The following is a 17,928-nucleotide window of genomic DNA, read 5'->3' as shown; positions in this document are numbered from 1 at the left end:
TGTGACAACTGCCCCTCGCCCGAACCCTCCGAACCAAACTGGAATAGAAAAGCTCCCTGCCCGTCGAACTTCTGCACCCGGTCGTTGTATAAGTCCACCACGTACACGTTTCCATGCCCGTCCAAGGCCATATCTAATGGATACATAAACTGCCCCTCGCCCGAACCCTCCGAACCAAACTGGAATAGAAAAGCTCCCTGCCCGTCGAACTTCTGCACCCGATGATTATCTCCATCTGTCACATATATATTCCCAAGTTCGTCCACACTAATACTTGTTGGGTTGGAAAACTGCCCCTCACCCGAGCCATGTGTTCCAAACTGCATTATGAAAGCTCCCTGCCCGTCGAACTTCTGCACCCGGTGGTTTTGCCTGTCCGCTACGTAGACATTCCCCTGCGGGTCAACGGCCATTCCATAAGGATTACCAAATTGCCCTTCACTCGTTCCTTGTGTTCCAAACTTTAGCAAGAAAGTTCCTTGTCCGTCGAACTTCTGTACCCGGTTATTGTTAAAATCTCCAACATAAACGTTTCCCTGTCCATCTACGCCTACGCTAGAAGGATAAATAAATTGCCCTTCACCCGTGCCTTCAGAACCTATCTGCCATTTGAACTCATATGTTTGAGCTGTAGATGGCGAAGCATGAAGAAACAAAAACGAACATAAGCCTATATATAAGTAAAAAAATAGTGCAGAGAAGCCAAGCTGAAACGCATTATACATTATTATTGAAGTAGTTTTCATGTTCATATGTAATTGGGTAGGTTTAAAAACGGTGATTCCAACGAAGAGGCACGTAACAATTATAGGTAACAGTGCCATAATCAAATGCCGATTTCTGAAAAGGGCGAAAGGAGAAGGGAGGTTGCATTCTCTGGCTATAGCCTATAATTTAATCACTTATGCCTATAGCTCAACCTATTATAGATTTACGTCTTGATTGTACTATGGTAATATACAATTTGTCTATGTTTATAATATTTAAGGTAGATGCATTTATCGTCACAGCAGAAGCAGAAAAAATATTAGTTAAGCATTAAAATATTAAATAGAAAATCCCCTATACTTTCTGCCCAAATTTTCCTAAACTGCATACTATACCCCAAGCAGCCAAAGGAAACAGACCATGCCCCATACCTCTACCCCTGCCATTGCCCACTTCATCACCCGCTGGAAAGCTTCCGGTGCTTCCGAAAGAGCCAATTACCAGCTGTTTTTGTCGGAGCTGTGCGAGTTGCTGGGCGTGGAGAAGCCGCAGCCTGCTACCGACAAGGTGCACGAGGCGACCTATACCTTTGAGCGGCCCGTGGTATTTGACGATGGCGAGGGCAAGACGAGCACCAACTTCATCGACCTGTATAAAAAAGACTGCTTTGTGCTGGAGGCCAAGCAGGGCGCTGACAAGGCAGGTATAACAGAGGCCGAGCTGCTGGGCGGCGAAAAGGTGAAGACCAAAACCGGCACCGCCACCCGCGAAACCCGTACCTGGGAGCGCGAAATGAAAAAGGCCAAGGAACAGGCCCTGCGCTACGCCCGCTCCCTGCCCACCACCGAAGGATGGCCGCCATTTCTGGCGGTGGTGGACGTGGGCTACTGCATTGATCTGTACGCCGACTTTGCGCGGCAGGGCAAGACCTATGTGCCTTTCCCCGACCCGCAGCACTATAGAATTACGCTCGACGAACTGCACCGCACCGAGGTGCGCGAGCGCCTGCGCCTGCTCTTCACGGAGCCGCTGGAACTGGACCCGAGCCGACGTGCAGCCCGTGTTACCCGCGAGCTGGCCGAGCGGCTGGCCAAGCTGGCGGCCTCGCTCGAACTGGCGGGCCACTCGCCCGAGAAAGTTTCCGGATTCCTGATGCGCTGCCTCTTTACCATGTTTGCCGAGGACGTAAAGCTGCTGCCCGACAACTCCTTCACCCGACTGCTGCAGGACTACCGCCAGAACCTGGAGCACTTCCCGGATGCGCTGCAGGCGCTGTGGGAGAAAATGGACACTGGCGGATTTGCCGCTATTCTGCACACCAAAATTCCACGCTTTAACGGCTACTTGTTCAAAAACCCCGAGGCGCTGCCCATTACGGCAGCGCAGCTCGATCTGCTGGTGCTGGCCGCCGAAGCCGACTGGGCCGAGGTGGAGCCTGCCATTTTCGGTACGTTGCTGGAGCGGGCGCTGCAGCCGCGCGAGCGCCACAAACTGGGTGCCCACTACACGCCCCGCGCCTACGTGGAGCGACTGGTGATGCCGACCGTGATTGAGCCGCTGCGCGAAGAGTGGGAAGCGGCCCGCACGGCTTCGGCCATACTCGAGGACGCCGGCGACGAGAAAGGTGCCCGTAGCGAGATTGAGAACTTCCACCGTCGCCTGTGCTCGGTGCGCGTACTTGACCCGGCCTGCGGAAGCGGCAACTTCCTGTACGTGACCCTGGAGCACCTCAAAAGGCTGGAGGGCGAAGTGCTGGAGGTGCTGGCCCATTTCCCCGGTCAGCTGGGCTTCGACATGACGGGCGGCTATACCGTAACGCCGGCGCAGCTGCTCGGCCTGGAGGTGAACCCACGCGCGGCGGCCATCGCCGATGTGGTGCTCTGGATCGGCTACCTGCAGTGGCACTTCCGGACGCACGGCTCGGCCTCCCGCCTGAGCGACCCAATCTTGCGCGAGTACGGTAACATCAAGCAGCAGGACGCCGTGCTGAGCTATACCGAGCGCCAACCGCGCCTCGACGCCAACGGACAGCCCGTTACCCGCTGGGACGGCCACAGCACCAAACTGCACCCGGTTACCGGACAGGAAGTGCCCGACGAAACTGCCCGCACAATCGTCAACGATTACCTCGACCCCAAACCCGCCACCTGGCCCGAAGCCGATTTTATAGTTGGCAATCCGCCGTTTGTGGGGAACAAGCGTATGCGCGATGCTTTGGGTGATGGGTATACCGAAGCATTAAGAAAAGCCTACAAAGGCGCTGTACCGGATAGCGCAGATTTTGTGATGTACTGGTGGTATAAGGCTGCAGAAATTTTAGCGAATGATCAAACAGAAAGATTCGGATTTATCACCACCAATAGCATAACTCAGTCTTTCAACCGTAGAGTGTTGCAGGCTTTTATGGAAGCCAAAGAGCCGATCGCTATCACCTATGCTATACCTGATCACCCTTGGGTAGATAGTGGTGATGGAGCTGCTGTGAGAATTGCAATGACTGTCGCAGAAAAAGGGGCACAAACTGGTAGATTAAACATATCACTTCAAGAAAAAGAAACAGGTGAGTTGGGAAGAGATGTTATACTTGGAGAGAAGATAGGCACTATACATTCTGATATTAAAGTTGGTGCAAATGTGGCAGAAGTGAAGGCTCTAAAAGCTACAGAAAACATGAGTTCAAGGGGTGTTATTCCTCATGGATCCGGATTAATAGTTACACCTGATGAAGCTTCTACCCTTGGTTATGGAAGAATAGCTGGAATTGAAAAACATATTAGGAATTACTGGAACGGCAAAGATTTTACATCAACCCCAAGAGGCGTAATGGTGATTGATTTGCTCGGGTTGAGTATAGATGAAGTACGTTCACTATATCCGGAATTATACCAGCACATTCTTCTAAATGTAAAGCCACATCGTGACGAAAACAAAAGGGCAGCAATAAGAGATAAATGGTGGATTTTTGCAGAACCACGAAAAACAATTAGAAAGGCTTTAAATGGCTTGGAAAGATATATTGCTACTCCTCAAACTGCTAAGCATAGAGTATTTCAATTCTTAGATATTGATATCATGCCTGACGACAAGCTTATTGCTTTCGCACTCGATGATGCTTTTCAGTTAGGAGTACTATCATCAAAAATACATATTATTTGGGCATTAGCCACAGGTGGAAGACTTGAAGACAGACCTGTTTATGACAAAACCCGCTGCTTCGACACCTTCCCCTTCCCTACCCCAACCGAAGACCAAAAAGAGCAGATCCGAGGTATAGCCGAGCAGCTGGACGTGCACCGCAAGCAGCGGCAGGCGCAGCACCCTACGCTCACCATCACCGACATGTACAACGTGCTGGAGAAACTGCGGTCGGGCGGGGCGCTTTCGGCCAAAGAGCAGAAAACCCACGACCAGGGGCTGGTGAGTATCTTGCTGCAACTGCACAACGAGCTCGATGCCGCAGTGGCCGCCGCCTACGGTTGGCCCGCCAATCTGCCCGAAGAGGAAATACTCGAGCGCCTGGTTGCCCTCAACAAGGCACGCGCCGCCGAAGAGGCACGCGGCCTTATCCGCTGGCTCCGCCCCGAGTACCAGAACCCGCAGGGCACGCAGCAGGGCGAGCTAGGTATAGAAAGCAAAAAAGCAGGCAAAGTCGCCAAAGCCACCGCCAAAGAAGTGCTCGCCTGGCCAAAAACGCTTTCGGAGCAGGCGCAGGCCGTGCAACGCGCCCTGCAGCTGCACGAGCGCCCCGCCACTGCCGAAGACCTGGTGCGCCAGTTCAAGCCCGTGGCCAAGCCCCAGCAAGGCCAGCGCCTCCAGCAGATCGACAGCCTGCTGCAAACGCTTCATGGGCTGGGCTTGCTCAGAAAGACAGAACAGGAACAGTATGTGAAGTAAAATCCAAGAAGGCCCAAGACCTCGCGGAACGCGCAGCTCCCGCGAGTGTCTGGAAAAATTTGAGCAATCACCCGGTCCAGCCGTCCCTACTATGGAGAAGCGGTAGCTGAACCCGGCAGGTATAGCGCCGTTATTTTGAGAGTTCTTCGATGATCCTGCGTTTAACGCCGCGCTCTATTTCGCGCTCCACGTTAATCGTATCGACCGCACCGATCTTGTTAGCGAGCGAGTCGATGCCGGTGTATCGTTCCAGCTCCTTGTTGGCGGTGTGGTGCAGCGAGTCCATGACCATCGTGGCACCGGATTCCACTACATTGTAGAGGGTGTCTTCCAGGTTATGGTCAGAGGAGCAGGAAGTAGCGCACAAAGCGATGGCTACATAGAGTAATTTCTTCATTCGGGTAAGGTAATTTTCAGTGCTAAGATACCACGCTAAGCTGCAGGTACCATACCAGCGAACAGGAAGTGCCCGCGGCTTTATACATACAACTGCAGTAGCAACCTATAAAGCATGAATAACCTGCCAGACGCACAGCGCTTGTTAAGGTATAAGAATAGCACCTCCCGGGCTAAGTTCCTGCTGCGGATTTACTAATTGTCAGTTAGCCCGGCACGACAGCCTGCAGTCTGCGGATGACAAATCCGCAAGAGCGGGGGAAGCTGGCACAGGTATAAGGAATCTGAATTGAAAGATAAATCAATGCCGATCATGAATCCATACTGCAATTTTGAGCCCGGCCAGGCCAATGTCAGGCTACTGACCTGCGAAGGTTGGCTGCTACAAGAAATAGAGGTCTTAAAAACAGAGAAATGGATGGGCGGGCATTTAAAACTGGCTATTTTTACATGCTGTAAATGCGGGAATTATTGGAAGATAGGTGAGGTTTACGACACACATCACGGTTATTCCAAAGAAGCGATAAAACCAGGTGAGACGATGTGGCTGGATGGGGAGATAGTCAGTTTTTCACTTCCTGAATTACGATCATAAACAAAAACTAACCATACCCTTAAACCAACAAATAACCCATGCAAACCAAAATCATGATGACCTTTAGCGCCGCTGTGCTGGCCGTATTAGGTTTAGCTTTCACGTTCCTGCCCGATGAGCTGGCGGTATACCTGGGCTCAGAGCCGGGTCCGCTCGATGTACTGCTGCTGCAGATGGCGGGCGCGCTATACCTGGGCTTTGCCATGCTCAACTGGATGGCCAAAGGCACTCTGATCGGTGGCATTTACAACCGCCCGATCTGCCTTGCCAACTTCGGCCATTTCTTCATCGGCACAATGGCCATGTTCAAGTTTTTGTTCCGCTACCCCGAGCAGCCCTTCGTACTCTGGATCCTGTGCGCCGCCTACGCCGGCTTTGCGGCCTGGTTCGGCCTCACGCTTTACCGGCATCCCCTGCCAGTGAAAGAGGAAAAGGTGAAGGCGTAATGAGGAATCACCCTGGCCTTCTGCTTTGATGAGAGTCCTTGACTTCAGAGAGGGAATGAATTTTTGTCAGGACTTTCGGCATCAACAAAACGTTCAGAAAGCTGGCGAGCGAGTATATTGCCGACTACCCGGAACTGGTGAAAAGAATCGAGGCGAAGGAATTTAAAATTCTGGAAGTGCCCGCAGTTGTCACAGCCTACAACGACTGCAAAACAGGCAGGAAGTAATTCACTCAGCTACCAGCTACGCTGTAGGCCGCGGCCTGACGAGAACGAAAAAGGCCAGTGTGCGAAGGCAATACCGTAACGCGGTATACCTTCACACACTGGCCTTTGTACTTTCGGAGCCTTGCTATACCTGCACGGCTTGTCTGCTCGTCATTTTACCCTGAATGATCGAATTCCATTTCTCCGCCAGCTGCAGCTCGCCTTTCAGCATCATGATGTCTTCCGTGATGTAGAACGGCAGGTATACGCTCGCTGCTTTAGCTCCGTGCAAGGCAATGCGCAGCCCGATGGCGTCGATGATGCGGTTCCCGTTCACGTCGCGGTGCACGTTATCAACTACGCATTGCTTCACAGAACCCAGGTCTATGATCGTTTCCTGCGGATTTGGCTTTTCGTTGTGCCAGTAGAACAGGCGGTTGTTGGCCTCATCGAGTCCGATGCCGTACTGCCCGTTCCAGACATCATGCCGTCCCAAATGCAGTCCGTGGCGGTGTGCCGCTTCTATAAAAGGCTGTTTTGCTTTGTTCAACTTCGCCTTTTGTTTGTTTTGGATAAAATAGATAGGAATCACAAACAGGGCCAAAGCCAGTATTCCCATTACGATGGTGGATATCTCCATTTTTCTTTTCTTTTTTTAAATTATCTGAAATGATAGGTACAGGTATCCCTGCCGGTGCATTGACCGCTTCATACCTGAGGTGCTGATGAGCAGGGCTTCTACCCTGCGGGGCGCTAAAAAAGAGAAGAAATTACCAGAAGTAATGGAAGGGAAAGATGATGTCGCGGATGGTAAGGCCGGGACTAAATAACCGGGTCCGTTGCAGGTAGTGCACCGCCAGCAGTTGCAGCCTGAACTCCTGTGCCCAGACAAGTGCGGCCATGCCCGAGAACACCTGCTTGAGCGGTGCCGAAGGTCTCGGCTGCGCTAAGCGCAGTTGCTCTTCCGGCTGAAGAAGTCCCGTTGTCCGTTCGAGTTTACCTTTGTCAAAATGGGTTGGATCGCCTTCAGTAGTCCACTCCTTTACGGATTGGGCCCGCATCTCCATCGCCGCCCTGGTCTGCATCCCGTAGAAAGCAAAAAAGAGCGAGAGCGCAAAGACTATATTTTTGACAGCGTAATGCACGTTGCAATATACCACTATTAAACACGGCCAGTCCCATCCCAGCCTCAATTAGTTTCTATTTTGAATTCACGCTTCTGAGGGACAGCAACTATCAGCCCAGCGGCAACTGTAGTGGCGGCTTATCTTTTACGCTGCCAGCTCCAAGTGCCCAACCACTCTTTGTCTGAGTTGGAGAGCTTCTCTCGTGGTCATACAACAGGTATAAGCGTTGTGGTATCATCCCATCCCAACCTTCTCCTAGGAACAGGGAAAGGAGCCCTGCACGATTGTCATCCCCCTGCCCCCTTCTTTGTCGAGGGCCGCTACCCTCAAGTGAGACTTTCTGCAATACCGGTTTGTAGGTATAGCTTCTCAGCGACTGTCTTAAATTACACCCACGGACTATACCCACCCCTGCCCCTCCCAAGAGGGGAATTTCTGCCGCTACTACTTCGCAGGTATAAGCTTCGTCTTCTCTCTATGCCAGACTAAGCTTTGCTACACCTGGTCCAACCACCCTAACCCCTCCTTATCCTTTAAGAGGGCCCCTACCCCCAGGCGGGGAACCTGTAACTGCCATTTTACAGGTATAAGCGCCGTAGTCTAAGTTACTGTTGCGCACCACCGTCAGGTATAGCAAGACTAGCTTGCCCCGGAAGCTATGCAATAGATAACCTGAGCCAAGTGCACCAAATGATTACCCACTGTTTGAGCGTTCAGCGAGTTTGGGGAATCTTGATTTTTTTGCCTACTTTTTTTATCAAGAAAAAAAGTAGGGCCTGCCCGGCAAGGGCAAGCTATAAAACTAAACAGGTCGCTATACCTGCAAGAACAGCTGCTATACCTATACCTACACCTACCCCACCATAGCATACAACAGCCAGGATGCCTGTATCAAATATCCCCTCAAATGGCACATCAAAATCAGAAAGACCAACAGCGTATACTCTTATAGTATGGAAGCGTAAGCTATTACAGCGTAACCGCTTTAGAAATATACATGAAGAGACCATACAAACACTACTGGAACAGCCTCGGCCAGCGTTACTGCACCATCCGCTACCTCGAAGACCGGAAAATGCTTAACGTGATCTGGAAAGGAACCGCCACCGATGAAAGCATCCATGATGTGAAAGAAGGTCTGCAGAAAATGCTGCAGAAGTTTCCCAGCCGCTCTATTTTAAACGATGTGCAGGACTTTCACCAGGCGCCGGCAGATTACCTGAGGTGGTCTGACTGGGACATGGAAACATTCGTTGCTGCGGGCATCAGCTGCATCGCGTATGTGCTGCCCCCCGATGCCCCCATGCCGGAGATAGTGGAGGGCAGCAGCGCGACGCCTGAGGTCAAATTTTTCAGGCACTCCATGGATGCTGTGGAGTGGCTCAACAGACAGAACCTGCACTGAAAGCTACCTCCACGCAGACAGTCTGACCGCACTTTCAACAATCATCTCTGCAACAGCGTATTAAGCACAACACCCCCTGCGCTTAAGTTTTAGGGGCGGGTGATCTGATAAAACTATGGAAAAATAAAAACGCAAAATGGCTGAGATACACATCGAAAAAAAGAAAAAACCTGTGTGGCCCTGGATCCTGCTGGTCGTGATACTACTCCTGCTGGGATGGGCTGTTTATGAACTGTTTCTGAAGGACGGACAAGTCCAGGCGCTTGCTGCTGTCTGCACGCTGTTGCCTGCACCAGGCCCTGACCTGACGCCTGAGATGATACGCACTTAAACTGAACTTATGAAAGACAACGAATTGAGAAATGAAAGACTGGTGCCTCTGAGCGAGCTGAAAGACTACGAGGTCGCCAAAAACAACACCGACGTGACAGGCTGGCGCGTAGTGGGCGCCGACGGCGAAAAGCTGGGTGATGTGAAAGACCTGGTGGTAGACATGGACGCCATGAAAGTGCGCTACCTGTCTGTGCTCGGCGACCACCGTTTCTTCGACCGCGACCGCGATACCTATCTGCTTATTCCGATCGGGGCAGCCGCCCTCGACCGCAAAGGCAAAAACATCTTCGTGGCCTCTGTCGATGCCAACAGTATCGCCCGCTACCCGGCCTATCCGGGCGGACCGATCTCGCCGGATTATGAGTACGCCGTGCGCGACAACTTCCGGCGCGCCCACCGCGACGCCTTCGACGACAAGACCGAGTACAAGTCAGAGTTTGAAGATGCCCTCCAACACGACACCACCACAACGCGCCGCATCAATCCGGACTTTTACAACGACGAGTCGTTTAACGAGGACCGTTTTTATGCGGTACACGATTCCTCCCTCGACCGCAATGCACCCGCGCGCCAGGTAACTGACCGGAGCGATAGCAGAGACTACCGCAGCAAGCCCGTAGAGGACTCCATCACCACGATTGAGCGTCTGGAAAACCTGCGCGAACGCGGCTCGATTACCGAGGAGGAATTCATCCTTCTCAAGAAAAGAGCGCTGGACGCTTAGGCCGGCCCGATCCGTTTGCTATACCTGCAAAGCCGCACCTGCAAACCGTGCGGCTTTGTGGTTTTAAGGCTCCGGCGAACAAATCAAAAACAATGGAGTAAAACAGGTGATCATACGCTTAACATCAACCATAAAAAATAAACACTATGAAACTATCCCGACTCATCCTCCTGAGTGCCATTGGCATGGCCATGATGGGTACCTCTTGCAACGAAGAAAAAACTACACAGGAGGAAAAAGACCCACAGGAACCTGTAGCCACTGCGCCGCAGGAAGACTGCCAGCCGATTGACAGGGGCACAGCGAGCGTCCCGGAGCAGAAGCCAACCTTCGAAGGCCAGACCCGCGCCTGTGCGATAAAGTCTGAAACGGCTATTGACGTGCAGGTGCTCACCAAGAGCCTTGAAAAGCCCTGGGCTGTTGAACCATTGCCCGATGGCAACCTGCTGGTAACCGAAAAGCCCGGCCGCATGCGCATTGTGTCGGCCACCGGACAGATCGGCACCCCGATAGCAGGTATACCAAAAGTAGACGACCGCGGACAGGGCGGCTTGCTGGACGTGGCCCTAGGCCCCAAATTTGGCTCCGACCGCATGATCTACTGGAGCTACACCGAACCGCGCCAGGGCGGCAACGCGACAAGCGTAGCCCGCGGGGTGCTCTCAGAAGACCGTACGCGCGTAGAGAACGTGCAAGTGATCTTCCAGGCGCAGCCTACCTACGACGGCACGATGCACTACGGATCCCGACTGGCTTTCGGACGGGATGGCATGCTGTACATCACCTTGGGTGAGCGTTCGGACATAGAGATACGTCCGCAGGCGCAGCAAATGAACAGCCACATGGGCAAGATCATCCGCATAGCGCCGGACGGCAAAGTGCCAAACGACAACCCTTTCGTGAAGAAAGAAAACCACCTGCCTGAGATCTGGAGTGCCGGCCACCGCAACGTGCAGGCGGCCACCTTTAATGACGCAGGCGAGCTTTGGATCGTGGAGCATGGAGCGCAGGGAGGAGATGAAGTGAACAAAGTAGAGAAAGGCAAAAACTATGGCTGGCCTCTGGTCACGTTCGGAGAGGAATACTCGGGTGAGCCTATACCTAGCTCGGTTACTACTAAAGAAGGCTTCGTAGATCCTATCTATTACTGGGATCCGGTAATTGCCCCGTCAGGAGCACAGTTTTATACAGGAAGTGCTTTTCCGGAATGGAAGGGAAACCTGTTCGTGGGCGGCCTCCGCGAGCAAGCGCTGGTGCGCCTGCGCATGGAGAACAACCGTGTGACGGGCGAAGAGCACCTGCTCAAAGACCGCAACCAGCGGGTGCGTGACGTACGTCAGGGACCTGACGGCGCGCTTTACGTGGTGACTGACCAGCAGAACGGTGAACTCTGGAAGATTACCCCGAAGCAGTAAACCCCGCTAAAAATGCAAGAATAAAAAAGGACAGGTATACGCCTGTCCTTTTTTAATTTAAGTCGATCCAACCGCTTATTGTTGCGAAACAGGGAGCGTCACCCGCAGCATGTCCCAGGTGATCTGGATACTGCCTTCGCCGTCCTCCCCTGAAATGATTTCATAGCGCAGCCTTTCCTGTTTAGTAGGGGCCACTTCGGGCTTCACCGTAAATCGCAGCACATCCTCTGCTTCCTTGTAATCGTCGGCCAGGTGCTGCTCCCAGTTTTTATTGATGATGATCGTCCACTCCTGCTCGCCAGGTATGGTGAACAAAGCGTACTTACCTGCTGGCAGCGCCTTTCCGCCTATCGTGATGGCTTTGTCGGTCATCAGGCTGGTAGCGGAGTGCGCTCCCGTTACCCATACCTGGTTATAGGCCACCAAGCCGCCCCAGATCACGCGTCCGCGCACAGCCGGCGAGTGGTAGGCGATGGTCAAGTGGGCATCGCCGATCATACCGTGGGCCTCCGCCTTCAGACTGCCTTTCAGGGTGTCCGGCTCGGCCTGCACCCTGATAGTGTTCGCACCCTCACTTGGTTGCATATTATGTTCGGAATGGCTTCCTTGTGCCGGAGGCGTCTCCTGGTCGCGCGCCTGTTCAGGTTGGTTGCAATACGTCAGGGTGGCGCTGAGCCCAAGCCCCAATGCGAATCGGGTAAAGGTTTTTTTCATGTCGGTGAGCGTTAGAGGTCTTTTTATACGAAGGCGAAGCTACAAATTGTTTTTGACACAAAGGCACTCCCCACCCTGCTTTCATGAGCCCCGCTGTAACCCCTGACACAGCCCGGTTAAAACGAAAGCAAAGCGCTTGCAGTACAACGCTATAGACAAAGACACTTAAACTAAAAGTCATGACCCACTACAGTTACGATACCCTTTCCGGCGCCCTGAATGGGCTGAAGCAGCGAGGCTATACCGAAGACTTTAATCTGAAAGAAAACTGCATCATCTGTGCCACCAAACCCCTGGAGTTAAAACCCGAAGAGTTTGACATTGAGGAAGGGCACCGCTTCGAGGGCATGAGCAACCCCGATGACAACTCGGTGGTGTACGCCATCTCCTCGACCTACGGCGTGAAAGGGGTGCTGGTAGATGCGTATGGCGCCTACGCTGAAGCGATCACCCCCGAAATGGCGCAGAAACTGAGAGCGTAAACCCACCAAGATCATGGACCACGATCACCAGCATCATCCTAACAGCCAGAAGCAGCAGGTCAAAAAGCAACAGGACCAGCTAACCGAAAAACTGGAGGAAACAGCACTGCATGGACACGAACATGCCATGCACGAAGACACCAGCGGGCACCCGCCGCACAACGGGCATGACCGCGGTGGTCATGGGGAGCACGGCCACGACCATCACCGCATGATGATCGAGGACTTTAAAAAGCGCTTCTGGATCTCGCTCGCGCTGTCTATACCTGTCATCATCCTTAGCCCGATGGTGCAGCACATTCTGGGTTTTACGCTGGATGTTCCCTACGGCATGTACGTCGCCTTCGTGCTCTCCTCCATCATCTATTTCTATGGCGGCTGGCCTTTCCTGACGGGTCTGGTCGAGGAAGTGAAGAAGGGCGCCCCCGGCATGATGACGCTGATCGGGGTAGCCATTACGGTGGCATACCTCTACAGTTCGGCCATCGTGTTCGGGCTGGAGGGCATGGACTTTTTCTGGGAGCTGGCCACGCTGATCGTGATCATGTTGCTCGGGCACTGGATCGAGATGAAATCGGTGTTGGGTGCCTCCAAGGCATTGGAGCTGCTGGTGAGCATGATGCCGGCCGAGGCGATGCTGATCAGGAATGGGGAGACGGTGCGCGTGCGCATTGAGGAACTGCAGAAAGGCGATTTGATCCTGATAAAGCCAGGTGAGAAAGTGCCCGCCGATGGCGTGGTGGAAGAGGGTGAAAGTCACCTGAACGAGAGCATGCTCACCGGCGAAAGTAAACCGGTTAAAAAGACGATAGACGATAAAGTGATCGGTGGCTCCGTCAACGGCAACGGGGTACTCCGCGTGCGGGTGGAGCACACCGGCAAGGAGAGCTACCTCAACAAGGTGATCAAGCTGGTGCAGGATGCCCAGAAAACGAAATCGGATACGCAGCGCCTGGCCGACCGCGCCGCCAAATGGCTGACCTACGTGGCGCTGACTGCAGGCTTTGGTACCTTTGCCGTGTGGCTTTTGCTGGGGCAGGACCTGGCTTTTGCGTTGGAGCGCATGGTGACGGTCATGGTTATCTCCTGTCCGCATGCGTTGGGATTGGCCGTGCCGCTGGTGGTGGCCATCTCTACCGCCGTGTCCGCCAATAACGGACTCCTTATCCGCAACCGCACCGCTTTTGAAAATGCCCGCCTCATCACCACAGTCATCTTCGACAAGACCGGTACGCTCACCGAGGGCTCGCACGAAATTGCCGCTGTCGTGACGTTTGACGAGTCCGTGGACGAGCGGGAAATGCTGCGGCTGGCTGCTGCGGTGGAGCAGAACTCCGAGCACTTTATCGCCCAGGGCATTCTCCGGCGAGTGAAAGAACTAGGTATAGCCGTACCTTCATCGCAGTCGTTCCGGTACTTGCCCGGCAAAGGGCTGGGAGGTATGGTAGAGGGACGGGATGTAAAGGTGGTCGGACCCAACTACCTCAGAGAGTTCAATATACAGGTACCGGCCAGCGAGGCTGAAGAAGGCGTGGAGACAGTGGTGTATGTATTGGTAGACGAGCAGCCTGTCGGGTACATCACCATGCGCGACCAGATACGTGCAGAGTCGGCTGACGCCATCCGCGTACTGAAGGCGAATGGCATCAAAAACCTGCTGCTGACCGGCGACAACGAGCGGGTAGCCAAAAGCGTGAGCGACAAATTGCAAATGGACGGCTTCCTGGCCAACGTGCTGCCCCACCAGAAACAGGAAAAAGTGAAAGAACTGCAGGCCAAGGGCGAGTTTGTGGCCATGACGGGAGACGGCGTGAACGATGCCCCCGCCCTGGCGCAGGCCGATGTAGGGATTGCCGTGGGGTCCGGAACGGACGTCGCCGCCGAAACCGCCGACATCATCCTGGTCAACAGCAATCCGCAGGACATCGCCTCGCTCATCCTCTTCGGCAAGGCCACTTACCGTAAAATGATACAGAACCTGATCTGGGCGACCGGGTATAACGTGATCGCGCTGCCCCTGGCTGCCGGTGTACTTTATAACCAGGGGATCATGGTATCGCCTGCCGTCGGAGCGGCGCTGATGAGCCTGAGCACCGTGATCGTGGCGATCAATGCGCAACTGCTGCGACGTCAGAACAGGTAGTAGCAGAAGTTAATGTGTCTGATACAAACCAAGTAATAAAACCATGAGAAACCCCTTACTCCTACTCTCTTTTGCGCTGCTCTGTATAAGCGGCTGCCAGCAGGCTGACAGTGTGCAGGAAATGTTGCGCGACGAAGATGATCGCCAGCAGGTATACAGCACCATCCTGGAAGATGAGCAGATGCGCAACGAACTGATGGCACAGATGCGGGACCAGAACATGGGTGCAGGCATGATGCGCGGCGGCATGATGCAGGGCGGCACAATAGGCGACACGTCCGGCATGGTGTCCCTGCACCGCCAGCAGGTGCAGCAACATATGAAGCAGATGATGACCCTGTGCGAAACTGACACCGTTGCCTGCAACGAAATGGCCCGCCTGATGCTGCAGCACCCGGGCATGATGAACAGTATGATGGAACGCATGCACCAGCGCGGCCTGGTCGATAGCTCTCACCTGAACCGGATGCGCCAGGAGATAATCCGCTAGCACGCTCCATCTTTCGGAGACGTTCGCCATACCTTCAAAAAAATCTGTGCTTTCATTTTGACATACAAAATATTAATCGTAAAATTACGATTATAAAACTCACCCATGGGACTTACAAAGACAGCGCAATTTACAGACGAAGAGATCCTGCTCGCCCGCTATGCCAAAGCGTTGGGACATCCGGCCCGCATCGCTATTCTGCGTGTGTTGCTGGAGCGCAAGGCCTGCATCTGCGGCGATATTGTGGATGAACTGCCACTGTCGCAGTCCACGGTGTCGCAGCACCTGAAGGAGCTGAAGGAAGCGGGCCTGATTCAGGGAGACATTGACGGGAAGAAGGTATGCTACTGCATCAACGATCAGGTATGGAAGCAGGCGCAGGAAACGTTGAGCCTTTTGTTTCAAAGCTATACCTCTTGTGACAGCAGTTGCTGCTAAAAAAATTTACCTAAACTGATCGTAATTCACCGATATATAAAATCTATAGTCCTATGAACAAGGCAGAAGAACTTAAGAAAATAGTGCGCGACAAGTACAGCGAGATCGCGCTGCAAAGCAAAGAGCAAAACGAAGCCTCCTGCTGCGGTGCCACCGGCTGCGGCACTGTAGACTACGCCATCTTTGCCGATAACTACACCGAGATGGAAGGCTACAACCCGGATGCAGACCTTGGCCTCGGCTGCGGCGTACCCACCGAGTTTGCACAGATTAAAAAAGGCGATACGGTAGTTGACCTGGGTTCCGGCGCGGGCAACGACTGCTTCGTAGCCCGCGCGCTGGCAGGCGAAAGTGGCAAAGTGATCGGGGTGGATATGACGGAGGCCATGATCGCCAAAGCCCGCGAAAATGCCGACAAGCTAGACTTCAACAATGTGGAGTTCCGGCAGGGCGAGATCGAAGCGCTGCCGATCGCGGCGAACCGGGCCGATGTGGTGATCAGCAACTGCGTGCTCAACCTGGTGCCGGACAAACGCAAAGCCTTTGCCGAGACGTTCCGGGTACTGAAGCCGGGCGGTCACTTCAGCATCTCAGATGTGGTGCTGGTGGGCGAACTACCGGAGGGCATTGTGCAGGCCAGCGAGATGTATGCCGGCTGTGTGTCGGGTGCCATTCAGAAAGAAGAATATCTGCAGATCATACGGGAAGTGGGTTTTGAGAACATCACGGTTCAGAAAGAGAAAGCGATTAACGTGCCCAACGAGATCCTGCAGGATTACCTGGATGCCGCAGGTATAAGGGCCTTCCGGGAAAGCAACACAGGCATCTACAGCATTACGGTATACGGCAGCAAGCCCATCGAAAACCTGGCCTGCACACCGGGTAGCGGGTGCTGCTAATCACACACAACCCTACAAAACAAACGGGAGCAGCCACTACTTACAGCTGGCTACTCCCGTTTTGTGTTTCCTATACCTGCTATCAGGGTGTGGCCGAGAGCGTGGACACGATCAGGATGATCAGACCTAATTGTATGCCGGCTCCGATACCTACACCAGCCAGGGCTTTTCCTCTCTTTTTGCGGGCAGCCTGCTCTTTATAGCCTTTCAGGTAATCTTGTTCCTCCAGCAAACGGACATCGGATACCAGCGTCGACTTAACTTTGGGAGGCGTGGCTCCAATGACGAGACTGCCGGCCAACCCGAGCGGAAACATGACCATCGTGCTGGCAGCCGAACCCCACATAGCGCCGTTGCCTTTGTAATACTGCTTCGCATCTGCCATACCCAGCGCATACAGTTCGTCAGCCGTCATACCTGGTGCTATACCTGAGAGACTATCAGGCTGCTGCTCGAAAACCTCTTTCGTCCCGTTTTCAAACTTCACCATAAACACTTCGGCTTTCGGCAGCCGCCACGTTATACCCTGCAGGGAGTCGGGGTGCTGGTAAAGGACTTCGTGCAGCGTTATTTCCAACACGCGCGAAGGAATCTCCTCACCGGTCTTTTTTATGATCGTATCCTGTGCCAGCAGCAGGTGGTGCAGGCTGAAAAACAACAGCAATAGTACAGCTCCTTTCATGACTTCTGGTTTTAAGGGTTAGTATTTGCGGGAGTTGAAACCGAAGAGCACACTGAAGCGCATGCCATCTGAAGATGGGGCAATGGCGACGTTTACCGGGAAGTTGACTCCCTGGGTTTGAAAATTGGTGCCTGCTGCCAGTACCAGCCCTGCGCCGCCCAGCGACACGTTGGGACCGATGCCAAACTCAAGTCCCTTCGCCCCTCTTATACCTACCAGCGCACTCAGACTCGGCAGAAACTTCCCTTGTTCCAGGCCACCGATCAGCGGTACAAACTCGAACAGTCCGGAGGTGCCGTTTTCGAGCGTGAACACCCTTGTCTCAAACTGCCAGCCAAACTGGGTCATCAGAGCGCTCACGTCCGTGTCGAAGTCATCCTTGATGTGGTCGCGGTAGTTCTGGCTCAGCACCGTAAAGCCCAGTCGGGGACCGGCCAGTTTCAGGCTCTGCTGCTGGTTGTTTCCCCGGGCGTACACCGGTTGCTGCATGGCCGGACGTGTCTCGTTCATGATCACCTTAGTGCCGTTTTCATATTTGATCATAAAGATGTCTGCTTTGGCAATGGAGATAACGGGGCCTTCCAGGTTGTCGAAACGCTTGTATTTGACCTCCTGCAGGTTGATCTCGAGCACTTTGACTTCCAGTTCGTCGCCGTTGCGCTTGATGAGGACGTCCTGTGCCTGAGCCGCAACATAGAGAAGGCAGGCGATAATGGTGAGCAATAGATGTTTCATGGTGGATGTGTGTTATGGTTTATGGTTTTTTCCTGCTTTTGATGCATCAAACCTACAACACGACCACGGGTATAGAAAGCCAGCAAAATGATTTTA

General features: G+C 53.5%; 19 protein-coding genes. 12 read left to right on the top strand and 7 right to left on the bottom strand.

Translation table 11 applies throughout. The annotated features are described in order from the left end of the window. The coding region (locus tag Q4E40_RS14325) for a 6-bladed beta-propeller (protein ID WP_303413092.1) at positions 1-752 on the bottom strand (752 nt) is incomplete at its 3' end. Positions 753-1,128: 376 nt separating this feature from the next. Here Q4E40_RS14325 and Q4E40_RS14320 point away from each other — a divergent pair. After that, positions 1,129-4,602, top strand: coding sequence for a class I SAM-dependent DNA methyltransferase (locus Q4E40_RS14320; protein ID WP_303413091.1), 3,474 nt, complete (start codon positions 1,129-1,131; stop codon positions 4,600-4,602). Between the two features lie 130 nt (positions 4,603-4,732). Here the strand turns inward: Q4E40_RS14320 and Q4E40_RS14315 are convergent, their stop codons facing one another. Further along, on the bottom strand, positions 4,733-4,999 hold the full coding sequence (locus tag Q4E40_RS14315; RefSeq protein WP_303413090.1) for a hypothetical protein: 267 nt from the start codon (positions 4,997-4,999) through the stop codon (positions 4,733-4,735). 288 nt (positions 5,000-5,287) lie between these two features. Here Q4E40_RS14315 and Q4E40_RS14310 point away from each other — a divergent pair, with 288 nt between their 5' ends. Continuing rightward, positions 5,288-5,593: a hypothetical protein gene (locus tag Q4E40_RS14310; RefSeq protein ID WP_303413088.1), complete on the top strand. Its 306-nt coding sequence runs from the start codon at positions 5,288-5,290 to the stop codon at positions 5,591-5,593. Positions 5,594-5,631: 38 nt separating this feature from the next. Beyond that, a complete protein-coding gene (locus Q4E40_RS14305; RefSeq protein ID WP_303413087.1) occupies positions 5,632-6,039 on the top strand; it encodes a hypothetical protein in 408 nt (135 codons plus the stop codon). A 351-nt stretch (positions 6,040-6,390) separates the two neighbouring features. On the opposite strand, the gene Q4E40_RS14300 is transcribed toward Q4E40_RS14305, so the two are convergent. Continuing rightward, entirely contained in the window at positions 6,391-6,885 is a 495-nt protein-coding gene (locus Q4E40_RS14300; RefSeq protein ID WP_303413085.1) for a hypothetical protein, read from the bottom strand. 130 nt (positions 6,886-7,015) lie between these two features. After that, positions 7,016-7,390 carry a hypothetical protein gene (locus tag Q4E40_RS14295; protein ID WP_303413084.1) on the bottom strand — a complete coding sequence of 125 codons (375 nt, stop codon included), beginning with the start codon at positions 7,388-7,390 and terminating at the stop codon, positions 7,016-7,018. A gap of 979 nt (positions 7,391-8,369) precedes the next feature. On the opposite strand from Q4E40_RS14295, the gene Q4E40_RS14290 reads away from it, so the two are divergent. The 4 genes from Q4E40_RS14290 (at position 8,370) to Q4E40_RS14275 (ending at position 11,249) form a co-directional block, all read left to right on the top strand. Next, positions 8,370-8,777 carry an STAS/SEC14 domain-containing protein gene (locus tag Q4E40_RS14290; RefSeq protein ID WP_303413083.1) on the top strand — a complete coding sequence of 136 codons (408 nt, stop codon included), beginning with the start codon at positions 8,370-8,372 and terminating at the stop codon, positions 8,775-8,777. 136 nt (positions 8,778-8,913) lie between these two features. Then, positions 8,914-9,108: a hypothetical protein gene (locus Q4E40_RS14285; RefSeq protein ID WP_303413082.1), complete on the top strand. Its 195-nt coding sequence runs from the start codon at positions 8,914-8,916 to the stop codon at positions 9,106-9,108. Positions 9,109-9,117: 9 nt separating this feature from the next. Then, a complete protein-coding gene (locus Q4E40_RS14280) occupies positions 9,118-9,834 on the top strand; it encodes a PRC-barrel domain-containing protein (protein ID WP_303413081.1) in 717 nt (238 codons plus the stop codon). Positions 9,835-9,980: 146 nt separating this feature from the next. After that, positions 9,981-11,249: a PQQ-dependent sugar dehydrogenase gene (locus Q4E40_RS14275; RefSeq protein ID WP_303413080.1), complete on the top strand. Its 1,269-nt coding sequence runs from the start codon at positions 9,981-9,983 to the stop codon at positions 11,247-11,249. A gap of 75 nt (positions 11,250-11,324) precedes the next feature. Here Q4E40_RS14275 and Q4E40_RS14270 read toward each other — a convergent pair whose 3' ends face one another. Further along, complete coding sequence (locus tag Q4E40_RS14270) at positions 11,325-11,963, bottom strand: DUF2911 domain-containing protein (protein ID WP_303413078.1); 639 nt, start codon at positions 11,961-11,963, stop codon at positions 11,325-11,327. Between the two features lie 179 nt (positions 11,964-12,142). On the opposite strand from Q4E40_RS14270, the gene Q4E40_RS14265 reads away from it, so the two are divergent. The 5 genes from Q4E40_RS14265 (at position 12,143) to Q4E40_RS14245 (ending at position 16,415) form a co-directional block, all read left to right on the top strand. Continuing rightward, complete coding sequence (locus Q4E40_RS14265) at positions 12,143-12,445, top strand: phosphoribosylpyrophosphate synthetase (RefSeq protein ID WP_303413077.1); 303 nt, start codon at positions 12,143-12,145, stop codon at positions 12,443-12,445. 13 nt (positions 12,446-12,458) lie between these two features. Then, positions 12,459-14,588 (top strand): copper-translocating P-type ATPase, encoded by a 2,130-nt coding sequence (locus Q4E40_RS14260; protein WP_303413075.1) that lies wholly within the window; start codon positions 12,459-12,461, stop codon positions 14,586-14,588. Positions 14,589-14,631: 43 nt separating this feature from the next. Next, positions 14,632-15,078 (top strand): hypothetical protein, encoded by a 447-nt coding sequence (locus Q4E40_RS14255; protein ID WP_303413074.1) that lies wholly within the window; start codon positions 14,632-14,634, stop codon positions 15,076-15,078. Positions 15,079-15,183: 105 nt separating this feature from the next. Continuing rightward, the gene (locus Q4E40_RS14250; protein ID WP_303413072.1) at positions 15,184-15,516 is read left to right on the top strand and encodes an ArsR/SmtB family transcription factor; all 333 of its coding nucleotides are present in this window, start codon (positions 15,184-15,186) and stop codon (positions 15,514-15,516) included. 53 nt (positions 15,517-15,569) lie between these two features. After that, positions 15,570-16,415 (top strand): arsenite methyltransferase, encoded by an 846-nt coding sequence (locus Q4E40_RS14245; protein ID WP_303413071.1) that lies wholly within the window; start codon positions 15,570-15,572, stop codon positions 16,413-16,415. Between the two features lie 82 nt (positions 16,416-16,497). Here the strand turns inward: Q4E40_RS14245 and Q4E40_RS14240 are convergent, their stop codons facing one another. Both Q4E40_RS14240 and Q4E40_RS14235 read right to left on the bottom strand, forming a co-directional pair. After that, a complete protein-coding gene (locus Q4E40_RS14240; RefSeq protein ID WP_303413070.1) occupies positions 16,498-17,097 on the bottom strand; it encodes a hypothetical protein in 600 nt (199 codons plus the stop codon). An 18-nt stretch (positions 17,098-17,115) separates the two neighbouring features. After that, positions 17,116-17,832, bottom strand: coding sequence for a hypothetical protein (locus Q4E40_RS14235; RefSeq protein ID WP_303413069.1), 717 nt, complete (start codon positions 17,830-17,832; stop codon positions 17,116-17,118). Positions 17,833-17,928 lie beyond the last annotated feature (96 nt).

The sequence above is a fragment of the Pontibacter coccineus genome (assembly GCF_030546575.1).
Taxonomy (GTDB): domain Bacteria; phylum Bacteroidota; class Bacteroidia; order Cytophagales; family Hymenobacteraceae; genus Pontibacter; species Pontibacter coccineus.
Note: the sequence above shows the minus strand (reverse complement) of the source record. Positions and strands in the feature narration are given on the sequence as shown.

Bases quoted from the DNA above. Each gene is read 5' to 3' on its own strand.
- Q4E40_RS14320 (WP_303413091.1), top strand. From the start codon at position 1,129: ATGCCCCATACCTCTACCCCTGCCATTGCCCACTTCATCACCCGCTGG.
- Q4E40_RS14315 (WP_303413090.1), bottom strand. From the start codon at position 4,999: ATGAAGAAATTACTCTATGTAGCCATCGCTTTGTGCGCTACTTCCTGC.
- Q4E40_RS14305 (WP_303413087.1), top strand. From the start codon at position 5,632: ATGCAAACCAAAATCATGATGACCTTTAGCGCCGCTGTGCTGGCCGTA.
- Q4E40_RS14300 (WP_303413085.1), bottom strand. From the start codon at position 6,885: ATGGAGATATCCACCATCGTAATGGGAATACTGGCTTTGGCCCTGTTT.
- Q4E40_RS14290 (WP_303413083.1), top strand. From the start codon at position 8,370: ATGAAGAGACCATACAAACACTACTGGAACAGCCTCGGCCAGCGTTAC.
- Q4E40_RS14285 (WP_303413082.1), top strand. From the start codon at position 8,914: ATGGCTGAGATACACATCGAAAAAAAGAAAAAACCTGTGTGGCCCTGG.
- Q4E40_RS14280 (WP_303413081.1), top strand. From the start codon at position 9,118: ATGAAAGACAACGAATTGAGAAATGAAAGACTGGTGCCTCTGAGCGAG.
- Q4E40_RS14275 (WP_303413080.1), top strand. From the start codon at position 9,981: ATGAAACTATCCCGACTCATCCTCCTGAGTGCCATTGGCATGGCCATG.
- Q4E40_RS14270 (WP_303413078.1), bottom strand. From the start codon at position 11,963: ATGAAAAAAACCTTTACCCGATTCGCATTGGGGCTTGGGCTCAGCGCC.
- Q4E40_RS14265 (WP_303413077.1), top strand. From the start codon at position 12,143: ATGACCCACTACAGTTACGATACCCTTTCCGGCGCCCTGAATGGGCTG.
- Q4E40_RS14260 (WP_303413075.1), top strand. From the start codon at position 12,459: ATGGACCACGATCACCAGCATCATCCTAACAGCCAGAAGCAGCAGGTC.
- Q4E40_RS14255 (WP_303413074.1), top strand. From the start codon at position 14,632: ATGAGAAACCCCTTACTCCTACTCTCTTTTGCGCTGCTCTGTATAAGC.
- Q4E40_RS14250 (WP_303413072.1), top strand. From the start codon at position 15,184: ATGGGACTTACAAAGACAGCGCAATTTACAGACGAAGAGATCCTGCTC.
- Q4E40_RS14245 (WP_303413071.1), top strand. From the start codon at position 15,570: ATGAACAAGGCAGAAGAACTTAAGAAAATAGTGCGCGACAAGTACAGC.
- Q4E40_RS14240 (WP_303413070.1), bottom strand. From the start codon at position 17,097: ATGAAAGGAGCTGTACTATTGCTGTTGTTTTTCAGCCTGCACCACCTG.
- Q4E40_RS14235 (WP_303413069.1), bottom strand. From the start codon at position 17,832: ATGAAACATCTATTGCTCACCATTATCGCCTGCCTTCTCTATGTTGCG.